Origin of the sequence: Wolbachia endosymbiont of Trichogramma kaykai, assembly GCF_045765165.1 — a bacterium.
GTDB lineage: Bacteria > Pseudomonadota > Alphaproteobacteria > Rickettsiales > Anaplasmataceae > Wolbachia.
Genome location: NZ_JBJJXK010000003.1, coordinates 189,328 through 209,771 on the forward strand (window position 1 = coordinate 189,328; position 20,444 = coordinate 209,771).

The following is a 20,444-nucleotide window of genomic DNA, read 5'->3' on the forward strand; positions in this document are numbered from 1 at the left end:
ATTGTAATACAAATTCCATATTTGGAAAGGAGTAATTATATATATTAATTATAATATAATTAATATATATATAATTAGGCATATTTATAATTGATGGGAGTTAAATATGGTACAAGGCGGTACAGCAAGCCTAACCAATTCGGATAAGTTCATTGAAAGTATAGTAAAATATATGAGTGGAAAAGAAGATTTGTTACGAAAATTGCAAGATCTATCAGTACTACATAAATTTGAAAAGAAAGGTAAAAATTCTGATGAATCAACTATCAATGATATGTCTAAATTTCTGATGGAAAATAAAGATTTTTTTGGGGATGTAATAAGTCTTATATTGGAAGATTTTGAGAAAAACAAAGTTGAATCAAAAAAAAATTTGGAACAAGTAAATAAAGTAGAAGGCATGGAGAAAGAGCTTGAAACTTTAGGCAATTAACTGTTAGCTCAAGGATTGATAAGTGGAGCAGCAGTGACAACACTGACAGATGCACTAGCAGATTTATTAACAGTAGGAGGAGTGACCGGTGCATTAATTGTTGGTGGAGCAGCATTTGTAGGGTTTGTAGCACTAGTTGCTATAGCTGCTATTGGTTATGCTATATATCAGCATAGAGGTGAGATAAAAGAAGGAGCGATTGAAGCAGGAAAAGCAGTGAAAAGTTTTGTGAAAGATGTGATCGATAAATTAACTACGATTCAAGCAAGAGAGAATAATTTCGGAAAGTTAATAAGCAATTTAACAAAACAGGGTCACAAAGCTAATGAAGAAGAAAGAACAATTCTTGATCATAAAGTAAAAATAATAGAAATGCTTCAAAACAAAGAGCAATTAATGGCAATAAAGGAATTAGTAAAAGATCGAACCATTCAAAATTTTTCAAAAGATGATATGAGTAGACTTCTGGAAAAGGGCCTCAGTACTCATGAGAGTGATGAGAAAGCACTTGAGGATTCTATGGACAAATGAAAAGCTGCAATTACTGCAGATAGAAAAGCAGTAGAAGATTTTATACAAGAGATGAATAATAAAGCTAAAGAAATGAAGCCAAGTTCTAAAGTGAAAGAGTCAAATTCTGAACAAGTTGATGGAAACAACATTACAAAATAGAATTGATACATTTGGAGAGCGTTTTGATGTAAAAATGTATCTGTCTATCTTATTTTGCCACCCTGCTAAGTAGACACAAAAAAAAATTACTTCCGCATATTTTAAATCTGATTATAATAACGATCATAGATATTTTTAGAGCTCAAAAATCTATCTTTGTCTGCAGACCTTTTTATTAAACTCAAAAAAAATGTAGCGTATCCTCTTCAGTGTATACTTAATTTCTGTCATATGTGCGCTGCATTTTTTTTCTAATCTTTTTTACAGGGGGATTTTATGTCCATAATTCCAGATATTTGACTTTTACTTTAGCTAATAAAAACCAACTGTTACCTGCGGTTTTTATAGCTACGTTTCTCAAACAAGTTTCAAATGAATAGATTTCTTGCATGACTGGAATTCAAAAGTTGATGTCATTCTAGCACGTTACTCTAGAATCCAGTACTTTTGTGCAAAAAACGTTGTAAAGTGTTTACCAACTTAGTTGGGTCCCAGTGTCAGCTACTCTGATGACAAGAAAGGGAGTACAGGTTTCAATATTTCCATGTATCTGAACAGATAAGCAATGACTATCAGAAAGAGGGAGACTATGCTACTCCTTTCTATCCTCCTTCTTGAGCAATTCACTTTCAAATCTAACACATATCTCAGTGATTATAATATCCAATTTTTGATCATGTTTTTCTACAGGTAAATTTTTACAATATTGCTTCTCATAGGCTACACCTATAAATATTTTTCCAAGTGGCCGTGATTTTTTTATCATTTCATCATACCAACTACCGCCAAAACCTAACCTATTAAAATGATCATCAAAAGCAATAACAGGAGTAATGATTGTGTCGGGAATTATATCTTCATCTGCTTTATTCCATTCCTCAAATTTTAATAACTTATTTTTATTAGGAATTGCTACTTTATATCCTAAATCGAGTAAATGATGCATCAAAGGCACAACATTAATTTCTCCGTCTGTTGGAATGTACGCTGCTATTGTTTTACCTTTAACGCAACTTAAGTTTTTGTTAAAGAGATTAATAAGAGAATTTGCTGCATAACTAGAATAACTTTCATCAACATCTTTTCTTATGGTTCTATATTGCTTCCTTAGTTCCTCTTTGTTCTGTTTACTGTCTTTGAACATGTTCTATCCATTTTGTAGTGAGCTTTTCTTGTAAACTATTTTGCTTCAAGCGCTCACTTAAAAAATCAAAGTCAATAAGCTCCATATCCTGGTCTTGATTGCTGCAACTATAAACAAAACTTATTTCTCTTGTTTCCTTATTTATGTGTTGCTGAATACATTGAGCGCAGATTTCTTTCATCATGCACTGCATAGGAGAGTTAACTGATGATATTGCTATGTGTTTTGGTTTCAGATATAGCTTTAAAATTGTTTTTCTAGCTTCATTTATAGCTTTCATCATTTTATCAGAACCAATAGTGATGATTTTATCTATAGTGTTTAAACTAATAGTAATTTTACCTAACTTTCCTTGCTGATATGAGATTATTGCATCAACTATATTACCATGAAAGGATTTATCCTGTTCTCTGCTTGTTTCTATCAATCCTTCTTCACATGCCCAAATTACTGTACTTGATGCACGTTCTATCAGTGCTCGTTTAAATACATCACTTAATTTTTTATAGCCAGCGAAATATAAAACCTTATGATTGTTTTCAAGACATGCCTTCCCTATTGAAAATAACACTGCATTTCCAACTCCACCGCCAATGAGCATTATATTCTTCATAAACTTTTTATGGAGTAGAAAACCTCTCTAACTTCAATTAAACTGATAACTAACAGCTGCATTTTTACGTATATTATCCAATAATAGGCTGCTTTGTATCATAATCTTTTGTTGATACATTTCCTGTTTGATTGCTTCTATATCCATTGCATTATTTTTGATATCGCATAACATCATCAACTTTGCAGTGCTATTTTCTCTTAATTCTACTATTTCATTCATATTTGTTTTACTAAATAAAATCTGTAAATCAGGATTTAAATTTCGCATTTTTATTTCAAACTCTTTTGCGCTTGGCAACTTGAAATCATCTGCTAACTTGTCAAAATTTAAACAATTGACCTTTTGCTCCTTAAAATTAGAGAGTAAATTTTCTGAATCTTTAACCACAACTTGTTTTACTTTTAAAATACTTTCCAGCAGTGTATGATTGAGCTGTACCTTATCTATGACTTTTATAACAGAGTAACCTTCGCTTAAACTAATCGGACCTGCTACGTCATTGATTTCTGATCTTTCCAAAACGTCCTTGAGGTTACCTTTTATCTGACTTAAATTAACGGTTGCTTTGCGCATCTTTATTGAAGATTCTGGATTATTACTGGTACATAATTGTTTTATTAAATCTTCAGCCATCTTCTGATCAGGAATTACAAACTCCTGAAATGTAATAAGGTAGTCAGGTTTCTCTTTTTGTTTTCTTACATCATCCACTTCTTTATCGCTGATGTTGACAAGTGGCACAATTCCTACTTCAATAATCTTGTTCCACAGTAGCTGACACTTTACTTGTTTTTTTAGAGTATTGAGATCTATGTTATGCTTTTTTACGTATTGATCAACTTCATCAGCCCCAAGTTTTAAACTTTGAGTTAAGAATAACGTGACAGCATTATTTAACTCCTCGTTACTCAATTCTATATTCATCTTTTGTGCTTCGCTGACAATGATAATTTCGTCTATTAACTGTCTTAGAATTTGAGATTTTACCTCTTTTTGATTAATCTTCTGAGTGCCAAGCAATGAATTTATGAAGTTGATACGTCTTTCGATATCTAAATTTGAAATTGGCTCACCATTTACATCTGCAACAATTTCAATCTCAGTTGCAAGTAACCTAAGCGGCAGCATTATTAATATCAAAATTAGCATTTTATGCATATAAAATTATTTAGCTAATAACTAATTCTATAATAAATACTGAATAAACGCTAGCTAACTTTTTAATAATTAGAAAAGAGGCTGAAATTACTGTAATGAGTACCTAAACAATAATACACGGAAGGAGAGGGATTCGAACCCTCGATACGACTTTTCAATCGTATAACGGTTTAGCAAACCGCCGCCTTCAGCCGCTCGGCCACCCTTCCAAGTTTAGAACCTAATATTATATAATATCAAGACCTTTACTGCCTGTCTAATGCTTTTAATTGCAATATTTGTATCTGTTCAGATGCATGCAAATATTGAAACCTGTACCCCCTTTCTTGTCATCAGAGTAGCTGACACTGGGATCCAACTAAGTTGGTAAACACTTTACAACGTTTTTTGTGCGAAAGGACTCGATTCCAGTGGGCTTTGTTGCATAGCACCTTAAGCAGTGATGGTTTACGAAAAATTTATGTAATGATTTCAAATTTAGCCATACCAATATCAGTGAATTTGTTGAGCAAATAGCACTTAATTAGTAATTCTTTTTCACGGTTTACTTCAGATTTATTCCTACACAAATACTTGCTTCAACCTTGAGAAAAATCCTTCTATGTAAGATCTTCTTCCATAAATTGCTTCCTTTTTCCACTCTTTTACACCATCTTGTCCATATAATTTTTTTACCTAATAGCAGGATTTCTGTCAGACATATAATCTATTTGAATGTTCTGCTGCATCCTTTTTTGGTAGAACTTTTGTCTTTATATCGTATTTCTTACACAATTTATAAAGTTTTTGCCTATCGTATGCCCTATCTGCATATAATGCTTTTATTTTGTGCTGAAAATTAACTTCTTCAAGCAAGCTCCATAGTGGTCAGAGCAGACGCCATTACTGTATCTTGCAGCTATAGCTTTTTTACTATTCACACTTAACATAACATGTAACTTTCTTACTTGCTCATAGCTTCGGTACTTTCTATCTGCACTGTTTTCCTTACTGTGGCCAGGAGTGTTACTGTAAATTTGTACTATCTATGATAATTTCAATGTTTTCTATGTTGCTTTTATCAATCCTGCAATCATTTATCTTAATATTAAGTTTTTTTTTGATGCTTGTGAATAGCTGATAACTGCCAAATTTTTTCCTATTTGTTGCAGATATCCTTTTACAAACCCTACCGTTTGTCTTAAACCAATTCTAAAAAGGTTAACGATTATACACACCAAAATCACAACTTTATCACTATAAATATAGTTGCCGCCCTGCATTTTTGGACTGTTTTCATACCAATTTTTGATAGCTTCACCGATGTAACGAAAAATATTCCCCCTTTTTCAAGGAATTTGTTATACCCATTTTGGTTACTGACTTTCATTTTCTGTGGCATATTTTCTTCAACAATTAAATGGCTGTTTTATAATGAATTTTGTCAGTAGCCACCAGATTTTTTTTCAGTTGCTATGCAACAAAGCCATCCCAGTGTCACGCACTGGGATGAGAGGAGAGGAAATATTGGAACATTTATTTTTGAAAGCAAGTTGAATAGTAGATGATTTCATTCTAGTACTTGATACTGGAATCCAGGAATTTTGATTCTAAATTAGGTATTGGTCTTAAATTAAAATAAAAGTTTGTGATGAGATTATATGAACACTGGATCCCAGTGTCGGGGCACTGGGATGACAGGAAAAGGAAACGCTGGAATGAAAATAGAAGATCTAATTCCTTATATCAATTAATTCTCATCCACCTTTTATGTTACATAAACTCATCACTTTTATAGAACATCTCATTAAAATCATTCAAAATTCCAAAATCTTGATTTTTAATAAATAGATGCCCATCTGCAATATAGGACTCAGCAAGAGTAAATGGTTCATCATGATGCTGTGATGCTGGCCTAACAATTTCATTGTACAAAACCATTACTTGCTCATAATTGTATCCACTACCATCATGATATTTACCACGTATAGTGTCATAAAAATTTCTTACATCATCATACGTAACTTGCAGTTCTACCTTATATTTCCCTATTTCAACAGCCTCACCCACTTTGATTTTTAAAGGATGCTGTGATTCTTCTTTTACATTATCTATAACAATTGTTTCCTCTTGCTTCTCTTCGTCTCCTCTTATCGATCTTTTACTCCTTTCTTCACTTGCAGGTTGATCTGCTGGCATTTGGTCTATATCGTTAGAATCTTCTTCTTGCATAGTAATTTTTTTGAGATAGCTAAGCATATCCTTTCCAGCTTTTTCCCAAGTTGCAGCTTCTTTTGAAAGCTCACGATAATAAGAATCATTATCGCCTTTGCTATCTATTACATCTCTTGCTAGTCCTTTCTCTTCTGCCCATAACTCAGCATGTTCAACAAGTTTCCTGCCATCTTTACCTACAACGTCAACGTCAGCTTTGTTTTTTATTAGATATTCTATTGTATCTAACTTTCCATGCCTCACTGCATGAACTAAAGGTGTCCAACCATCATTATCCTGAGCATTAATATTCGCACCTTTTTCAACTAACTGCTCTATCATCTTCTTATTCCCAAGATCAACAGCAAGATGCAAAGGTGTTAAGCCGTAGCTATCCTGAATATCAATATCCGCACTATGCTCTATGAGATATCTAACTACTTCCATATTTTTCATGTGCATCGCAAAATGTAGTGGAGATTTACCAGAGCTAATATCACGGGTATCAACATCTATACCACGATCTATTAAGTATTTAGCAATTTCCGTCTGTTTTAGCTCAATTGCATAGTGCAGCAGTGTTTGAGCTGACGTGTTTTTGATACCAAGATCTGCGCCATGCTCAATTAAACTCTTAACTATTTCCGCATTCCCTAGCTTAATAGCAGCAAGTAACGGAAAAGTATAATAACTTTTGCTATTAGGATCTGCGTTATGATCTAATAGATACTTCACTATTTCTGTATTACCTGAATAAATAGCACTGTATAATGGCGTTTTGGAATAAGCATCTTGAATATTAGGATTTGCACCACGATCTATTAAGTATTTAGCTATCTCCATATTTCCAGACTCAATAGCATAGTGTAAAGGTGTCTTATAATACACATATTTAGTATTAGTTTTCTGATAATAATTGTCATGAACATTAAGATTTGCTCCATGATCAATAAGATATTTTGCTACTTCCGTATTTCCTGACTGAATAGCATAATGTAGTGGCGTTTGTCCATTATGGTCTCTTGTATCAATATATGAACTGTGTTTTAGTAGCGTTGCTACTTTGCTTAAATCTCCCAATGAAGCAGTAAAATGTAAACTAGTCTCACCTGTTACCTTATTTATCTCGTTTACTTTTCCTATAGTATTTTCTACATTATTGTCATCAATATTTGCCTTTAAGAAAGGCTGTTTATTATACTTTATAATTTTTGTTGTAACAGCTTTTCCTTGTTCGTCTTCACTCGCTTTTTTAGCAGGTTGCATAGAATCTTCTCTACTGACACTTGATTTAGATTCTATCTTGGTTTTATCACCACTTACATTATGTACTAGGCTATAACCGTATAGACCCTTACCTGCACTTTGTTGGCTTGTTGAACTTTCAACACTGTTAGATTCAACAACATTATATTCCATATGTTGTTCACCACTCAGTTCAGCTTTGACCCACTGTTTAAATTCCTGAGTATAACCTTTTAGCTCAGTCAAAAAATCCTCAAATGATTTATTACCTTGAGACCTATTTGCACCAGATTTAGAAAGGATCTTGAGCAAATTATCAATCATATCTGGGTGTTTATCTTCAAGAAATTTGATCACTTGTTCAGCATCCGAATGATAATGTTCCCCTTTATTACTCCAAATATTATTGCGCAATATTTCATCTGGTTTGAGACCTTTACTCTCTATTGCAATCAAGGCCTCTTTATCTCCCTGGTCATTGACATGCCGACCATCTTCTAAACTTGCCATATAGTTAGCAACCCCTTCATGCATAGCCTTAGATAAGACATCACCTGTACCATAATAGGAATTAATGATAGTTAAGGCGTGTCCCAATTCGTGTTTCAAAGTTTTACACGAGTCATCAAATTGTTCTTGTAGATAAAAATAAACATGAATTTCTGAGCCACGCCCTTGAACTGTTAAGCCAGAAGCGCCTTTATAGTTAACGCTCAACTCCTTAAGATAATTTTCGTAGTCACTCTTTGTATTAAATACGAAAACATTAACTTTATTTGGTATGTTGTGCCAAGGATGAGAATTATTAATGCCAAATGCTGAATCAAAATCTTTTATAGTACTCTCGATGGCATTTTTTACACTACTCAATTTGCTCTGAGTTAATTCCTCATCATCATATTTTATATTTATTTGAAGCTTGTGTTCGCCGAAAGTCATAACTTCATTATCTGGCACAAGATCTGCCACAATTTTATCGCCACTTTTTACATCCATCCACTGCTTAAATTCTTTTTCAACTTCTGAGTTATTCAAAAGATGCTTGAATTTTGATATCGCTTCTGCTCTATCGAAAGACATCTCAGTAAGCAATTGCTTTATGAATTGAGGATGTTTTTCTTGTAGGAATGTCACTAAGCAATCTGATATTCTACAGTCGTTAGACATACTTGCTATTTTATATGGTGTATCATGCCCAGATTCATTCATTTTATTGTACGCTTCTTTTATATAATGCATATCGCGAGTGCTTTCTTTTTTAGCCGCATCATAGCTCCACATGAAAAGCTTCATACCGGTACGTAAAACTTCAGGTACTGTATCCATATTACCGGTAGAGTACTCAAGAAATGCATCGCTCATTTTTTCCATTAAAATTTTAGATTTTGCACAAAGTAAGCCATTTACATCTCCAACAATAAAAGTCTTTGCTATCGTGCCGTCAGCTTCGTGTGCTCTCACTGTTCCACCACCCCATAATTCTCTATGGTCTTTACCACCTGAAAGTTCCTTTATGTGAGCCTTGTAATCATCGTAATTTTTCAGCACATAAAGCTGCAATTTTACTGGACCAGAATGAACGCTTTTTTGTGAATAGAAATTATCAGACCAGGCTCCGTAAGCATCTTGTACAGTTTGTTTTATATACTCAGGGGTATAACCAGCCAATCCACCATATTTCACTTCTATCGTAAGCTGATCGTTTATTACTATACTTTCCTTATTTGGAAATAACTTTTTAATCAACGTTTGTGATTTATCACATTCAGAATTTGTTTTAAATTTCATATTCACCTCTTAAAAATTTTCACTATAAATAAGTCTTGAGAAAAATGCGTTAACTTTAGATTCAGCCTTTACCTTATTTTTGCACAACTGCTGAGACAGTTGATCATCGCTGAAAAGCCGATTCTTAGTATTGAGATATTTAGCATAGCTTATAGAATTAAATTCAGGGATTGAGTAGAACCCACTTTCAAGTTCAAGATAAGAGCTGCTATTCAGAACAAAAAATAAATCGCTCTGGTCAAGCAGTACGTCATAACCAGAGCTCGTGCAATGTAAGTATTCATTGCTTTCGTACTCTGCTATGTAGTATTTACTTGCATCAAGATCACCATTAAGCTGTAGAATTGCTGCTGAACGTCCATTTTCAGTACTATGGCCTTTTATTACTTTAAGTACTTTAATCTCATCATTTTCTATGAGTTCTCTTAACTTTTCATTCTCTTGATTTAATTCTTCCTCTGCTTTTCTTCTGTCTTCTTCTAATTTTGTTTCTTTTTCAACAAGCTCATTTTGTATTTGCAAAAACATATCTTGAATGGTGAAGCCATTTAGAAAGTAATCCAATACACTTGACACAAACGGCTGCAATTCACCAGTATCTTCAAAGCTCTTTTCCTGCTTTTTATCATATTGAGTGGGATTATAGATTGCATACAGAGGATAAAAACCATAATTCACCTCGTCGAATGATAACTCTATCGAAAATCCGCTCTGATCAAGTGGAAGTTTAGTAGCTAAATATCTACCATTATCATCTCTGACATGTAGCTCATTTATACCATAGTGACCACTATATTTGTTGTAATAAATGTAAAAATTTTCAGGACTCAGATCAAAGTAATTATCTAGATTATCAAGCTGAATTGTACTTCCAAGCTTTTTACGCAAAAGATTTTTGCTCTTATCTGTAAGTTTGGCACGTGTAGAAAAGTAACACCGATCTATTCGGTCACCTTTTTCTACTTCAAAGTCTAGGACTATTTTATCGCTAAACATACAGAATTTCCTAACATTTCCAGTATTTATGATTATAAATGTGTACTATGAAAAAAGCATTAAGGCTTCTCTATGTATCTAAAAACAGCGCTAACTTATGACAAGAACAGTTGACGTATTACTGCCACTTCCAATTGATCAGCTATTTTCATATGCAGTTGAGGAAGATACTGAAGTTTCAATTGGAGATTACGTAGTGGTGCCGTTTGGCAGAAAGCCTTTGATCGGAATAGTTTGGAGAGAAAATAGCAAAAGCGGTCGAGAATTAAAATTTATTGAACAAAAGGTCGATTTGCCAAGCATCAGACCAAAACTGATCGAATTTGCAGAGTGGGTTGCGCAATATAATGTAATACCTATTGGTATGCTTGCCAAAGTGATAATGGGAGGAGTATTAAAGGTAAATCAAATAGATAAGTTAGTTTGCACTAAGCAAAAGCAGGAAATAAGTGAAATAGATTACCAATTAAACCCTGAGCAGCAAGCAGCTCGAGATAAAATAATAAGTAATTTGAATGAGTATTCAGTAACTTTACTTGACGGTGAAACCGGGTCTGGAAAAACGGAAGTTTATCTCTCTGTAATTGCACAGTTGATTAAGAATCATAGCATTTACGAACATTGTGATTTGGGTCTACGAGTAAGGTGTCATCCCAGTGCTCAGACACTGGGATCGAGTTTTTCATATAATCTCATCACAAATGTTTATTTTAATTTAAGACCAACACCCAACTTAGAATCAAAATTCCTGGATTTTAGTGTCAAGCACTGGAATGACACCTTTGCATTTAAGGCAAAACCCTCTGTAACATTTAGCATACTGCTTTTGCCAAGTACTGGAATGACACCATTTGCTATGCAATTTACTTTCAAAAATAAACGTTATGTCATTCCAGCGTTCAATACGCAACTAGACGAATGTTACAATATAAGAGTAATTTTTACCAACAAGGATGTCATCCCAGTGCCCCGACACTGGGATCCAGAAAACTTAATTTCAAATCAGTACACTAAGCAGTTGTACGATAAAGACTGGATTCCAGTGTCAAGCACTGGAATGATATCATCTACTACTAAAACTACCTGCAAATGTTCAAACACCAAAAGGTTACACACTGGAATGACACCAGAAGAAGGTAATGCACAAGTGCTAATCCTCTTACCTGAAATTGTCCTAACTTCACAATTGGTAAATCGCGTTCGCAGTCAGACATCTGGAAATATAGCTGAGTGGCATTCAGGACTTACTCCAAAAGCTCGCCGAAATAATTGGCTCAGTATTGCAAATGGAAGTGCGCAGATCATTATTGGGGCACGGTCAGCGCTTTTTTTGCCTTGTAAAAACCTAAAATTAATTATCGTCGATGAAGAGCATGACTCATCCTTTAAACAAGAACAGGGGATTATATATAATGCTCGAGATATCGCCATTATCTTAGCCAAGCTCGAAAATATTCCGATTATTTTATCATCCGCCACTCCGCTACTTGAAACAATTTATCACGTTAAAAAAGGGAATTACAATCATGTAAAGCTAATCGAACGATTCGGTGGTGCGGAGTTACCGCATATAAAAGTAGTGAATAATAAGCAATGGATTTCCAATGAGCTTTTCGAAGGAATAAAACAAACCATAGAGAAAAAACAGCAAGTTATGCTCTTTCTAAATCGCAGAGGATACGCACAACTTGCAGTTTGTAAAAAGTGTGGATACAAAATTTCCTGCTCAAATTGCACTGTATGGCTTACTTACCACAAGAAAAAGAACGTCCTTTTGTGTCACCATTGTTCTTATCAATCAAAACTTCCAGAAAAATGCTCTAATTGTCGAAGTGAGCAGTCATTGATTCTTTATGGTGTGGGAATTGAAAGATTAGTTGAAGAAATAGTGAAATTAATACCAAATGCAAAAACTGCAATTATCAGCAGCGATCAGAAGTCGCTTGGTAGCGTCATTGACTCAGTGCTCAAGGAAGAGGTGAATATTATAATCGGTACACAAGTGATTGCGAAAGGACATAATTTCCCTAAATTAACTTTAGTTGGAGTGATAAATGCAGATTTAGGACTTGAAAATTCTGATCTTAGGGCAGCAGAAAAGACGTATCAATTATTGCATCAAGTTGCGGGTAGATCTGGGAGGTTCAACGAAAAAGGAACGGTAATAGTGCAAACTAATAATCCTGAAAGTTTGATAATAAAAGCATTGCAGCAGCAAAAAAGGGATTTGTTTTATGAAGTTGAACTTGAGTCAAGACGCAAAGCTAAAATGCCCCCATTTAGTAGACTAATAGCGCTTATAGTTTGTTGTAAGGATCAATTTGCAACGCAGAAAGCAGCAAGTGAGATAACAAGCTTTTTGCATGATCAATGTTCAGCTACTATTCCTTCTGCGTTGTCATTCCAGTGCGTGAATAGAAAAGAAGAACTCGAAATTTTTGGTCCATCACCAGCAGCAATAAATTTTTTAAACAATAAATATCGTTATAGAGTGTTACTAAAGATACATACTAAACATAGTCTATTCATAAAGAAAAAGCTGAAACATTGGATTAAAAACTGTAATTCGAGTTCAAACATTACAGTAACAATAGATGTTGATCCTGTGAGTTTTTTTTAACAAAATTACGGAATTTATTTGACATTCACAGAATTAATTGTATTAATTTTTTAATTAAGAATTTGACTTTTATTAGAATTAATTTTATTTTTAGTATAAAATAGGTGGATAACATGACTTTACTTGAACTTGTTGCTAATAGAAAAATCAAAGAATTGCAAGATTATCTTAATTATAATAGCGAATTGTGATTAACAAGACGTTATTCATACAAGCTATTTCAAATAGAACCCCTGTAAATGGTGATCTTATCAATAAGGAAGGAGGAAAGATAGTATACCTATCTTGCATTACTGTATTAAACACGATAGCGCAAGGTCTGAAGAAGGAGATATATTACCGTTTCAAAACGCGTGAGGATTTTAGATGAAGCGGTGAATAGATTTGTTACTCCTCAGTATTTCTACAGATTGATCAATTTTCGAGATCAAAGTAGTGAAAGTACATTATTACACCAAGCTGTTATAAGTAATAACACTGACGCAATAGAAGCACTTTTGAAATATGGTGCAAATCCTTTGTTAAAGAATAAAGAAGGTAATATTCCATTAGATTTAGCTCAAGGAAATGCAAGAGAAGCACTCATTCAATCTATGAAAGACCAAGCTCAATCGAAAAAAAAGAAAGTGCTAGATGTAATAGTTTGATTGGCATTATACCTGGCGTTTTCTTGGCATTGGACTCGTTGTTGGTGGTGCTTTAGTCCCTTCAATGACTATTATATTATGCGCACTCGCGGTATCTGCTCTTGTTGCTGGAATAGCAATTGGAGTAGCTATATATTTCTTAAGTGAGGACTATAAACAGGCTAAATTAATAGAAGAAGCTGTTAACCCTCAACTCTCTTCTGTCAAGCAGAAAAAGTCTTATACAAATGAAGCAATTCTAAAAGATGAATAATAACTGTGAGTTTTTTAACATTAGATTCTTGCATAACTGGAATTCGAAAGTTCCAGCACATTTTTCTTATTGGATCCCAGTGTCAAGCACTGGGATGACATCTGATTGTGCAAGAAATCTATTCATTTAAAACTTATTTGAGAAAACGTAGCTATAAAAACCGCAGGTACCAGTTGGTTTTTATTAGCTAAATTAAAGGTCAAGTATCTGGAATTATGAACATAAGATCCCTCTGTATAAAAAAGATTAGAAAAAATGCAGTGCACATACGACGGAAATTAAGCACACTTACATGCTCTGAAGAATATACGCTACATTTTTAATGAGTTTAATTAAAAAGTCTGCAGACGGAGATAGATTTGTGAGCTCAATAAATATCTCCAATTGTAATTATAATGAGATAAAAACATGCGGAAGTAATTTTTTGTATCCGTTCAGCAGAGTGGTAAAATATGATAGACAAAAACATAGGAACAAATGGTGTCATTTGGCACGGGCATGACAGGGAAGGGCTTTAGGACGATGAAGGGAACGAGTAGCAGATGGTGTCATGCCAGTGCTTGACACTGGCATCCAGCTTTTTCATAATCATCAGAAACGTTGATTGCTTTTATACTCATAAATTTAACTGGATCCCAGTGCCTAGACACTGGGATGACAAAAAAGAAAGCGCTGGTTTCAATATGTTCACATTAGCCATGCATCTGAAAAGATGAGATACCCTACCTGAAATGCAACTTCTGTAAAAAAGAAATATGAAAGGCGAAATAAACGCTGCAGCAAATTTTCAATCAGAAGACTTTGTATCTAAAATACGGGTTTGATTGTTTAGCTAACTCTATAAGTGCTTCGAATGCAAAGCTAGAGAATAGTGTTAAAGCTAAAGATAAAAAGAATGAGGCGCCTTTTTCCAGTAGAAGAGGCAGATCGCATGTTTTAGAACTTTTTCTAATGAAAATATTGAGATTCACATTCAAGATAAAACGCCTTGTTCTGCTCGGAGTGAATCAGGTATAGCTGGAATATTTAGAGGTATAGCGGGGTTGTTTAAAGGTAGGAATAGTATGAACGCAACCCTTTCAATCTAAAGTGCAACGTAGCTCTGCAATTGATTACAGTACTACAGAAAGTATAGGGTCACGGCTACTAAATATCTGTGAAGGAGAAGAAGATATCTCTTTTGATCAAGAGATTAATTTTATATAAAGAGGGTTGTTTGTATGATGCCTTATTGTTGCAAGATGAAAAAAAATCAGGATACACCTTTACATGTGGCTATTAAAAAATCATGCTTATTTTGTAGAAAAGCTTTTGTGTATCCTTAATGAGCCATGCCGTGCAAATGAGTTTTAAAAGCACAAATATTTTGAACATGAGGAAGAGAATGAAAAGCCGCTTTTCAAAGTTATTAATACTAGGAACAAAGACGAAAAAGACGTAATTACTCTGACTATTGAAGGTAATAATTCAGAATGCATTTCAGCTCTTTTTAACTACTTAACTGATAAAAATATTAACAGAAGAAAAGATGTTGAAAATGAGTACACACCTCTACACGAAGCTGTGCTTCTTAACAAAAATGAAGCAATTAAAGAGCTTCTCAAGTCAAAGGATATAGATACTGAACTCATAGATAAGGAATCTTACAAAGCATATAATTATACTAATAACCAAGAGGCAATAGAATTGTTTATTAAGCACTATGGTAGTAAAATTAGTGAGTTGCGTATAAAATTAGAAGATAATAATAAAAAACTAGCGCGAATTAAGTGCATCCTAAGCAAAACAAAACTTACTTGTGTATGCTTAGCAGCCTTTGGCTCTTGTTTTAGAATGTATAGAAATTCCCATGACATAATAAATGAAGAAGTGAGCGAAGATATGTTATATTATTCTCTTGTGTTGCTTGTCAAAACTACAGGTCTAATATTATTCTTAATTATTTGATCGATACAATACTTTCCAAGTATGAAGAAAAATTCTAGTTTGAATAAAGAATCAGACAATTATGCAGAAGAAAGAAACATGTTGAAAAATAAATTGCGTCACTTTCAAAAAAAAAGAGGTACTGTGGCAACTATGCAAATGTATGAGATAATTTCAGTTACACCCGAGTCAGACTTAAGTTACAGTAGATTGTGATGAAATTACTTTTTTCAAGACAGTTTCTGAGAGAAGTGGAAAAATTTTTCTATAGATAGTCAAGATAAAGACTTACTACTTTCTTTACGAAAGGTTTGATGTTATCATTTTTGAACTATCTTGAATTTACTGAATGAACATTAATATAAGGAATTTAGTTCATGCTTTTTCTAAATTGCCAAGTTTAGGGCCATCGTCATCAAGAAGGTTAGTTATACATTTGCTCCAAAATAAAGAGAAAGTTATGCTACCGCTTGCATCTTTGATTAAAGAGCTAGCGAATCTTATAATAGAATGTAAGATCTGTGGAAACCTGGATACTAAATCACCGTGTTCTATTTGTACTAACCCAAAGCGTGACAGCAAGTTAATGTGTGTAGTAGAAGAGTTGGGTGATCTATGGGCATTTGAAAAAGGAAATATATATTCAGGTATGTATCATGTTTTGGGTGGAAGGCTATCAGCAATAAATGGTATAGGTCCAAAAGAACTGAATCTTGATAACATTTTCAAAAAAGTTACAGAATTTAAAATTGAAGAGGTCATTATTGCAATCAATCCGACATTAGAAGGCCAAGTTACTGCGCAATATATAATTGAATTGCTAAAGAATTCGAATGTAAAAATATCTCGCCTTGCTTGTGGTATACCGATAGGTGGAGAAATTGACTACCTAGATGAAGGTACGCTGAAGATAGCGCTTACGTCAAGACAGGATATTAAATAATATTCCATTTCTTCCGAGCAACATACCTTAAAAATACTATAACACACTTCAGCCTAGAAACTTGCTTGCTAATTGAAAATATTATACGTCTAAACATGGTGTTTTAAAATGAGGGGTTATGTTAACTTTTGCACTAGATGGAGTGCGTTATACTTATAATTGGTTAATCAAAAAATCAAGATCAACCGCTCTTGATTTCATTGCGCTATTTAACAAAGAATACGCAGATAGTAAACGAATTTGATATATAATAGAAGATCATCTGGTTGAAAAGGATCTGATAAATATTGAGCCTGAACTTAAAATCAAATATGAACTAAAAAGAGATCTGATGAATATTGAACCTAAATTTAAAATCAAAGAAGAACCTTTCCATTTCTGCAGTGATAGAAAATTGTGGATTATTTAAGTAAACTGATTCTTAACTTATAAAATACTATAGTAAAATATAGTGTAGGAGTCTTATGTGCTTAAAAAAACTTACATCCCTAATAACCTTCAGAAAAAAAGAAACGGAACATCTACCAAAGGTAATAACATGGGAAGGTGATTGCTTAGGCTATAAGCAAGTTGCAAGTAGATTTAGTAATATAATTAAGACAATTGATCAGTCTTTTTCGATCGTATCCTTAGAAGGATATAATGAGTGGGGTAAGACATTTTTTTTGAAAGAATGGGTAAAGGATCTAGAGCAGCAAAATGAAATTGCAGCTTATTACAGCGCATGGGATATTAGTGCGCTAGATCAACCATTGCCTTCTTTTTTGCATTTCCTGTTTGAGGATCTATTTGCGTCATACAAAGTAAAAAGAAGCGTTATACAGCAGTTCAAAAACATAAACCAAGAACTATTTTCTCTCAATACATTAGGAAAGCTAATCAGCAAATCTCCACTCGCTATGCTTTCAGTATTTCTCGATGCTGCAAAAGAAGATGATAAGAAAGACATAGGTTTTGTCTTGGGTGAATTAAATCTTCTCCAAAGGAGAAAAGAGAACATTAGAGATTTTAAAATACAACTAGTAGATGTGGTTAACAAAATCAGAAAAGGTAAAAACATTTATATAATGGTCGATAATCTTGATATATGCCGCACCAAATTCATTGTCGATTTTTTAGAATCCATAAAGTACATGCTTGATGTTGAGGGACTAGTTTTCATTATTTCTGTTAGTCAAGATAAAAGTAACGTGCACAGAGCAATCAGCACAATACTTGGACCAAATTTCAGTCTAAAATCTTTTACTGATCTCTCTTTGCATTTGCCAAAACAGCCAATAGAGAAATTTACAAGAAAGCTGTTTCAAAATATTGAATTGCCGAAAAAATCAAAGAGCTTAATTATAGATAGCTTTATATTTTATGCAGAAAGATTCTCATTATCATTGCAGGCAATAGAATACTGCGTAAAGAAAATAAAGGTATGTTATGCGAAAATTGATCCGAATTTATTTACATTTTTAGTAATACTAAAGTCAGTAAACACTGGTTTGTATGAGGAATTATATTCATCACCTCAGAAGGCACTGGAGAAGATTGAGAGCGCTTTGATTCTAAACGGTCAGGAAGAATGGGAAAATCTTAAAACTTCTCTTGAGACTACTTTTAAAGAAAAAGAATCAAAGACTCAAAAATCTTTGAAGCAAATAAGAAATATCTTATTCTAAGAATAAAGAGAATTGTAGAACAGAACCCTCTTCTTACCATTTCAGCTTGTATGACAAATTGGCTCACATAAATTTTAGCATATATGACCTTGAAAGATCGCTGTGCAATACCTAGATCATTAGAGTAGCAGGCTAATAATGGAGCTCAAAATGCATAACACACAAGAAACTGAAGATTTAAAATTTGACGCTGAAGTAGGCAAAGTACTAAATATAGTAATTCATTCACTTTATACCAATAAGGATATTTTCTTACGTGAGTTAATATCAAATGCATCAGATGCATGTGATAAATTGCGCTATGAATCGCAATTAAATCCTGATTTACTAGATTCAAGCGATGAATTGAAGATTACTATTAGCTCCAGTAAAGATAAGAATGAGCTGTATATAACCGACAATGGAATTGGCATGAACAGGCAAGATTTAATAGATAATCTTGGCACGATTGCAAGTTCTGGTACGCAAAAATTCTTGGATGCGATTAAGAATAATAAAGATTCAAACCAAGCTGTAGAACTGATTGGGAAGTTTGGTGTTGGTTTTTATTCAAGCTTCATGGTTGCCTCAGAAGTTATAGTAGAGTCAAGGAAAGCCGGAGAAGAAGAATCTTGGGTATGGAAATCTAAAGGAGATGGAGAGTATTCAATCAGCAAGTTAGATGGTCAGATCTCTCGTGGAACAAAAATTATGCTCATCATTCGTCCTGAAGAAAGCGAATTTTTAGACAAATTCCGTATTGAAAACATTGTTACTACTTATTCAGATCACATAAATTTTCCTGTTGAATTTGTAAATGAAGAAGGGAAAAGTGAAAAATTAAATAGTAAAGCTGCAATTTGGACTAAGCCAAAAAATGACGTTACTCAAGAAGAGCACAACGACTTCTTCCGCGGTGTTGCGCACGTAGGCGGTGAGCCTTGGATGATACTGCATAATAAAAATGAAGGTGCAATAGAATATACGAATTTGCTTTATGTTCCTTCTATCAAGCCTTATGATTTGTTTCATCCAGATAGACGCTGCTCTGTAAAGTTATATGTCAATAAAGTGTTTATTACCGAAGATAATGTACAAATTATACCACAATACCTGCGTTTCTTGAAGGGTGTGGTTGATTCACCAGATTTGCCTCTTAACATCAGCAGAGAAACACTGCAGAATAATCGCGTTGTTGAGCAGATTAGGAAATCCCTAACTAAACGCGCGGTATCAGAGCTCGGCAAAAAAGCAAAAGATAATTTGGAGGAATATACAAAATTCTGGGGCAATTTTGGTGCGGTGTTAAAAGAAGGTCTTTGCGAAGCTATGCCAACTGATGAAAGAGAAGCATTGCTTTCCATTTGTAGATTTCATAGCACCAGTGATGATAAGCTAGTTAGCGTTGATGATTATATAAGCAGAATGAAGCCTGAACAGGAACATATCTACTATCTCACAGGAAATAGTCTCGATTCAGTAAAAAACAGTCCACAACTTGAAGGATTCGTCAGCAAAGGATTGGAAGTGCTTCTATTTGTTGATCCAGTTGATGATTTCTGGACTAGCGTGATTCATGAATATAAAGATCAAAAATTTAAATCTGTAACTCGTGCTGATGTTGATTTAGAAAAATTCTCCTCAGAAGAAGGTAAGAAAAATGAAGAAAATAGATCGGATGAAAACAAAAGCGAAGAAAACGCGGATTCTATACTCGAATACTTCACCAAGGTTCTTGGAAGCTTAGTAAAAAGTGTAAAGATCTCTAAGAAATTAACCGATAGTCCTGTGTGTCTAGCAGTTGATGAAGGAACTATGGATCTTCGTATGGAGCGTTTTTTACGTGAACAGAAGCAGCTAAATTACCGCACGCCAAAAGTACTTGAAATTAACATTAAGCATCCTTTGATAAGAAACATGATGGAATCTCACGCTGAAAATGGTGAAAATCCAACACTTGGAGATATGATTTACTTATTGTTCTATCAAGCTTGTATAGTCGAAGGTGAAGAGATGGAAGACGTAAGTCTGTTTGCTAAAAGACTCAATAATTTGCTTGGCAAAATTTCTGTTTAATGCTATAATTAACTTGGCTAGTGTTCGGGGGTAAATCATAGGTGGTTGGAATTTATTCGATGCGCTCATGCTGCCAGCAGTAGATACT

16 protein-coding genes, 1 tRNA gene and 2 pseudogenes are annotated in these 20,444 nt (G+C 33.8%); 12 read left to right on the plus strand and 7 right to left on the minus strand.

Annotation, left to right across the window (positions count from 1 at the left end):
* Positions 1-106: 106 nt before the first annotated feature.
* On the plus strand, positions 107-433 hold the full coding sequence (locus tag wTKK_RS02960; RefSeq protein ID WP_407511972.1) for a hypothetical protein: 327 nt from the start codon (positions 107-109) through the stop codon (positions 431-433).
* A 15-nt stretch (positions 434-448) separates the two neighbouring features.
* A complete protein-coding gene (locus tag wTKK_RS02965; RefSeq protein WP_407511974.1) occupies positions 449-964 on the plus strand; it encodes a hypothetical protein in 516 nt (171 codons plus the stop codon).
* Positions 965-1,697: 733 nt separating this feature from the next.
* On the opposite strand, the gene wTKK_RS02970 is transcribed toward wTKK_RS02965, so the two are convergent.
* The 7 genes and pseudogenes from wTKK_RS02970 to wTKK_RS03000 form a co-directional block, all read right to left on the minus strand.
* Positions 1,698-2,249 (minus strand): 5-formyltetrahydrofolate cyclo-ligase, encoded by a 552-nt coding sequence (locus wTKK_RS02970; RefSeq protein ID WP_407511975.1) that lies wholly within the window; start codon positions 2,247-2,249, stop codon positions 1,698-1,700.
* On the minus strand, positions 2,233-2,862 hold the full coding sequence (locus wTKK_RS02975) for a ferredoxin reductase domain-containing protein (RefSeq protein ID WP_407511976.1): 630 nt from the start codon (positions 2,860-2,862) through the stop codon (positions 2,233-2,235). Before wTKK_RS02975 ends, wTKK_RS02970 begins: the two co-directional genes overlap by 17 nt.
* A 33-nt stretch (positions 2,863-2,895) precedes the next feature.
* A complete protein-coding gene (locus wTKK_RS02980) occupies positions 2,896-4,023 on the minus strand; it encodes a SurA N-terminal domain-containing protein (RefSeq protein ID WP_407511977.1) in 1,128 nt (375 codons plus the stop codon).
* Positions 4,024-4,141: 118 nt separating this feature from the next.
* Positions 4,142-4,232 (minus strand) — tRNA-Ser (locus wTKK_RS02985).
* A gap of 249 nt (positions 4,233-4,481) precedes the next feature.
* A pseudogene (locus wTKK_RS06245) lies at positions 4,482-5,404 on the minus strand (transposase).
* A gap of 371 nt (positions 5,405-5,775) precedes the next feature.
* Positions 5,776-9,249, minus strand: coding sequence for an ankyrin repeat domain-containing protein (locus tag wTKK_RS02995; RefSeq protein WP_407511979.1), 3,474 nt, complete (start codon positions 9,247-9,249; stop codon positions 5,776-5,778).
* A 9-nt stretch (positions 9,250-9,258) separates the two neighbouring features.
* The gene (locus wTKK_RS03000; protein WP_407511980.1) at positions 9,259-10,245 is read right to left on the minus strand and encodes a hypothetical protein; all 987 of its coding nucleotides are present in this window, start codon (positions 10,243-10,245) and stop codon (positions 9,259-9,261) included.
* 97 nt (positions 10,246-10,342) lie between these two features.
* Between wTKK_RS03000 and priA the strand changes: the two genes are divergently transcribed.
* The 10 genes and pseudogenes from priA (at position 10,343) to htpG (ending at position 20,356) form a co-directional block, all read left to right on the plus strand.
* Positions 10,343-12,865, plus strand: coding sequence for a replication restart helicase PriA (gene priA / locus wTKK_RS03005; RefSeq protein WP_407511981.1), 2,523 nt, complete (start codon positions 10,343-10,345; stop codon positions 12,863-12,865).
* A gap of 187 nt (positions 12,866-13,052) precedes the next feature.
* Complete coding sequence (locus wTKK_RS03010) at positions 13,053-13,235, plus strand: hypothetical protein (RefSeq protein WP_407511983.1); 183 nt, start codon at positions 13,053-13,055, stop codon at positions 13,233-13,235.
* A 4-nt stretch (positions 13,236-13,239) separates the two neighbouring features.
* The gene (locus wTKK_RS03015) at positions 13,240-13,512 is read left to right on the plus strand and encodes an ankyrin repeat domain-containing protein (protein WP_407511984.1); all 273 of its coding nucleotides are present in this window, start codon (positions 13,240-13,242) and stop codon (positions 13,510-13,512) included.
* 64 nt (positions 13,513-13,576) lie between these two features.
* Positions 13,577-13,765 (plus strand): hypothetical protein, encoded by a 189-nt coding sequence (locus tag wTKK_RS03020; RefSeq protein ID WP_407511986.1) that lies wholly within the window; start codon positions 13,577-13,579, stop codon positions 13,763-13,765.
* A 1,452-nt stretch (positions 13,766-15,217) separates the two neighbouring features.
* Positions 15,218-15,328 (plus strand): annotated as a pseudogene (locus wTKK_RS03025) (hypothetical protein); the annotation flags it as partial.
* On the plus strand, positions 15,329-15,712 hold the full coding sequence (locus wTKK_RS03030; RefSeq protein WP_407511988.1) for a hypothetical protein: 384 nt from the start codon (positions 15,329-15,331) through the stop codon (positions 15,710-15,712). It begins immediately after the preceding pseudogene.
* Positions 15,713-15,751: 39 nt separating this feature from the next.
* Positions 15,752-15,907 (plus strand): hypothetical protein, encoded by a 156-nt coding sequence (locus wTKK_RS03035; protein ID WP_407511989.1) that lies wholly within the window; start codon positions 15,752-15,754, stop codon positions 15,905-15,907.
* Between the two features lie 139 nt (positions 15,908-16,046).
* Entirely contained in the window at positions 16,047-16,634 is a 588-nt protein-coding gene (gene recR, locus wTKK_RS03040; RefSeq protein WP_407512227.1) for a recombination mediator RecR, read from the plus strand.
* Between the two features lie 464 nt (positions 16,635-17,098).
* Positions 17,099-18,301 (plus strand): P-loop NTPase fold protein, encoded by a 1,203-nt coding sequence (locus tag wTKK_RS03045; RefSeq protein WP_407511991.1) that lies wholly within the window; start codon positions 17,099-17,101, stop codon positions 18,299-18,301.
* 150 nt (positions 18,302-18,451) lie between these two features.
* A complete protein-coding gene (htpG, locus tag wTKK_RS03050; protein ID WP_407511993.1) occupies positions 18,452-20,356 on the plus strand; it encodes a molecular chaperone HtpG in 1,905 nt (634 codons plus the stop codon).
* Positions 20,357-20,444: the final 88 nt, after the last annotated feature.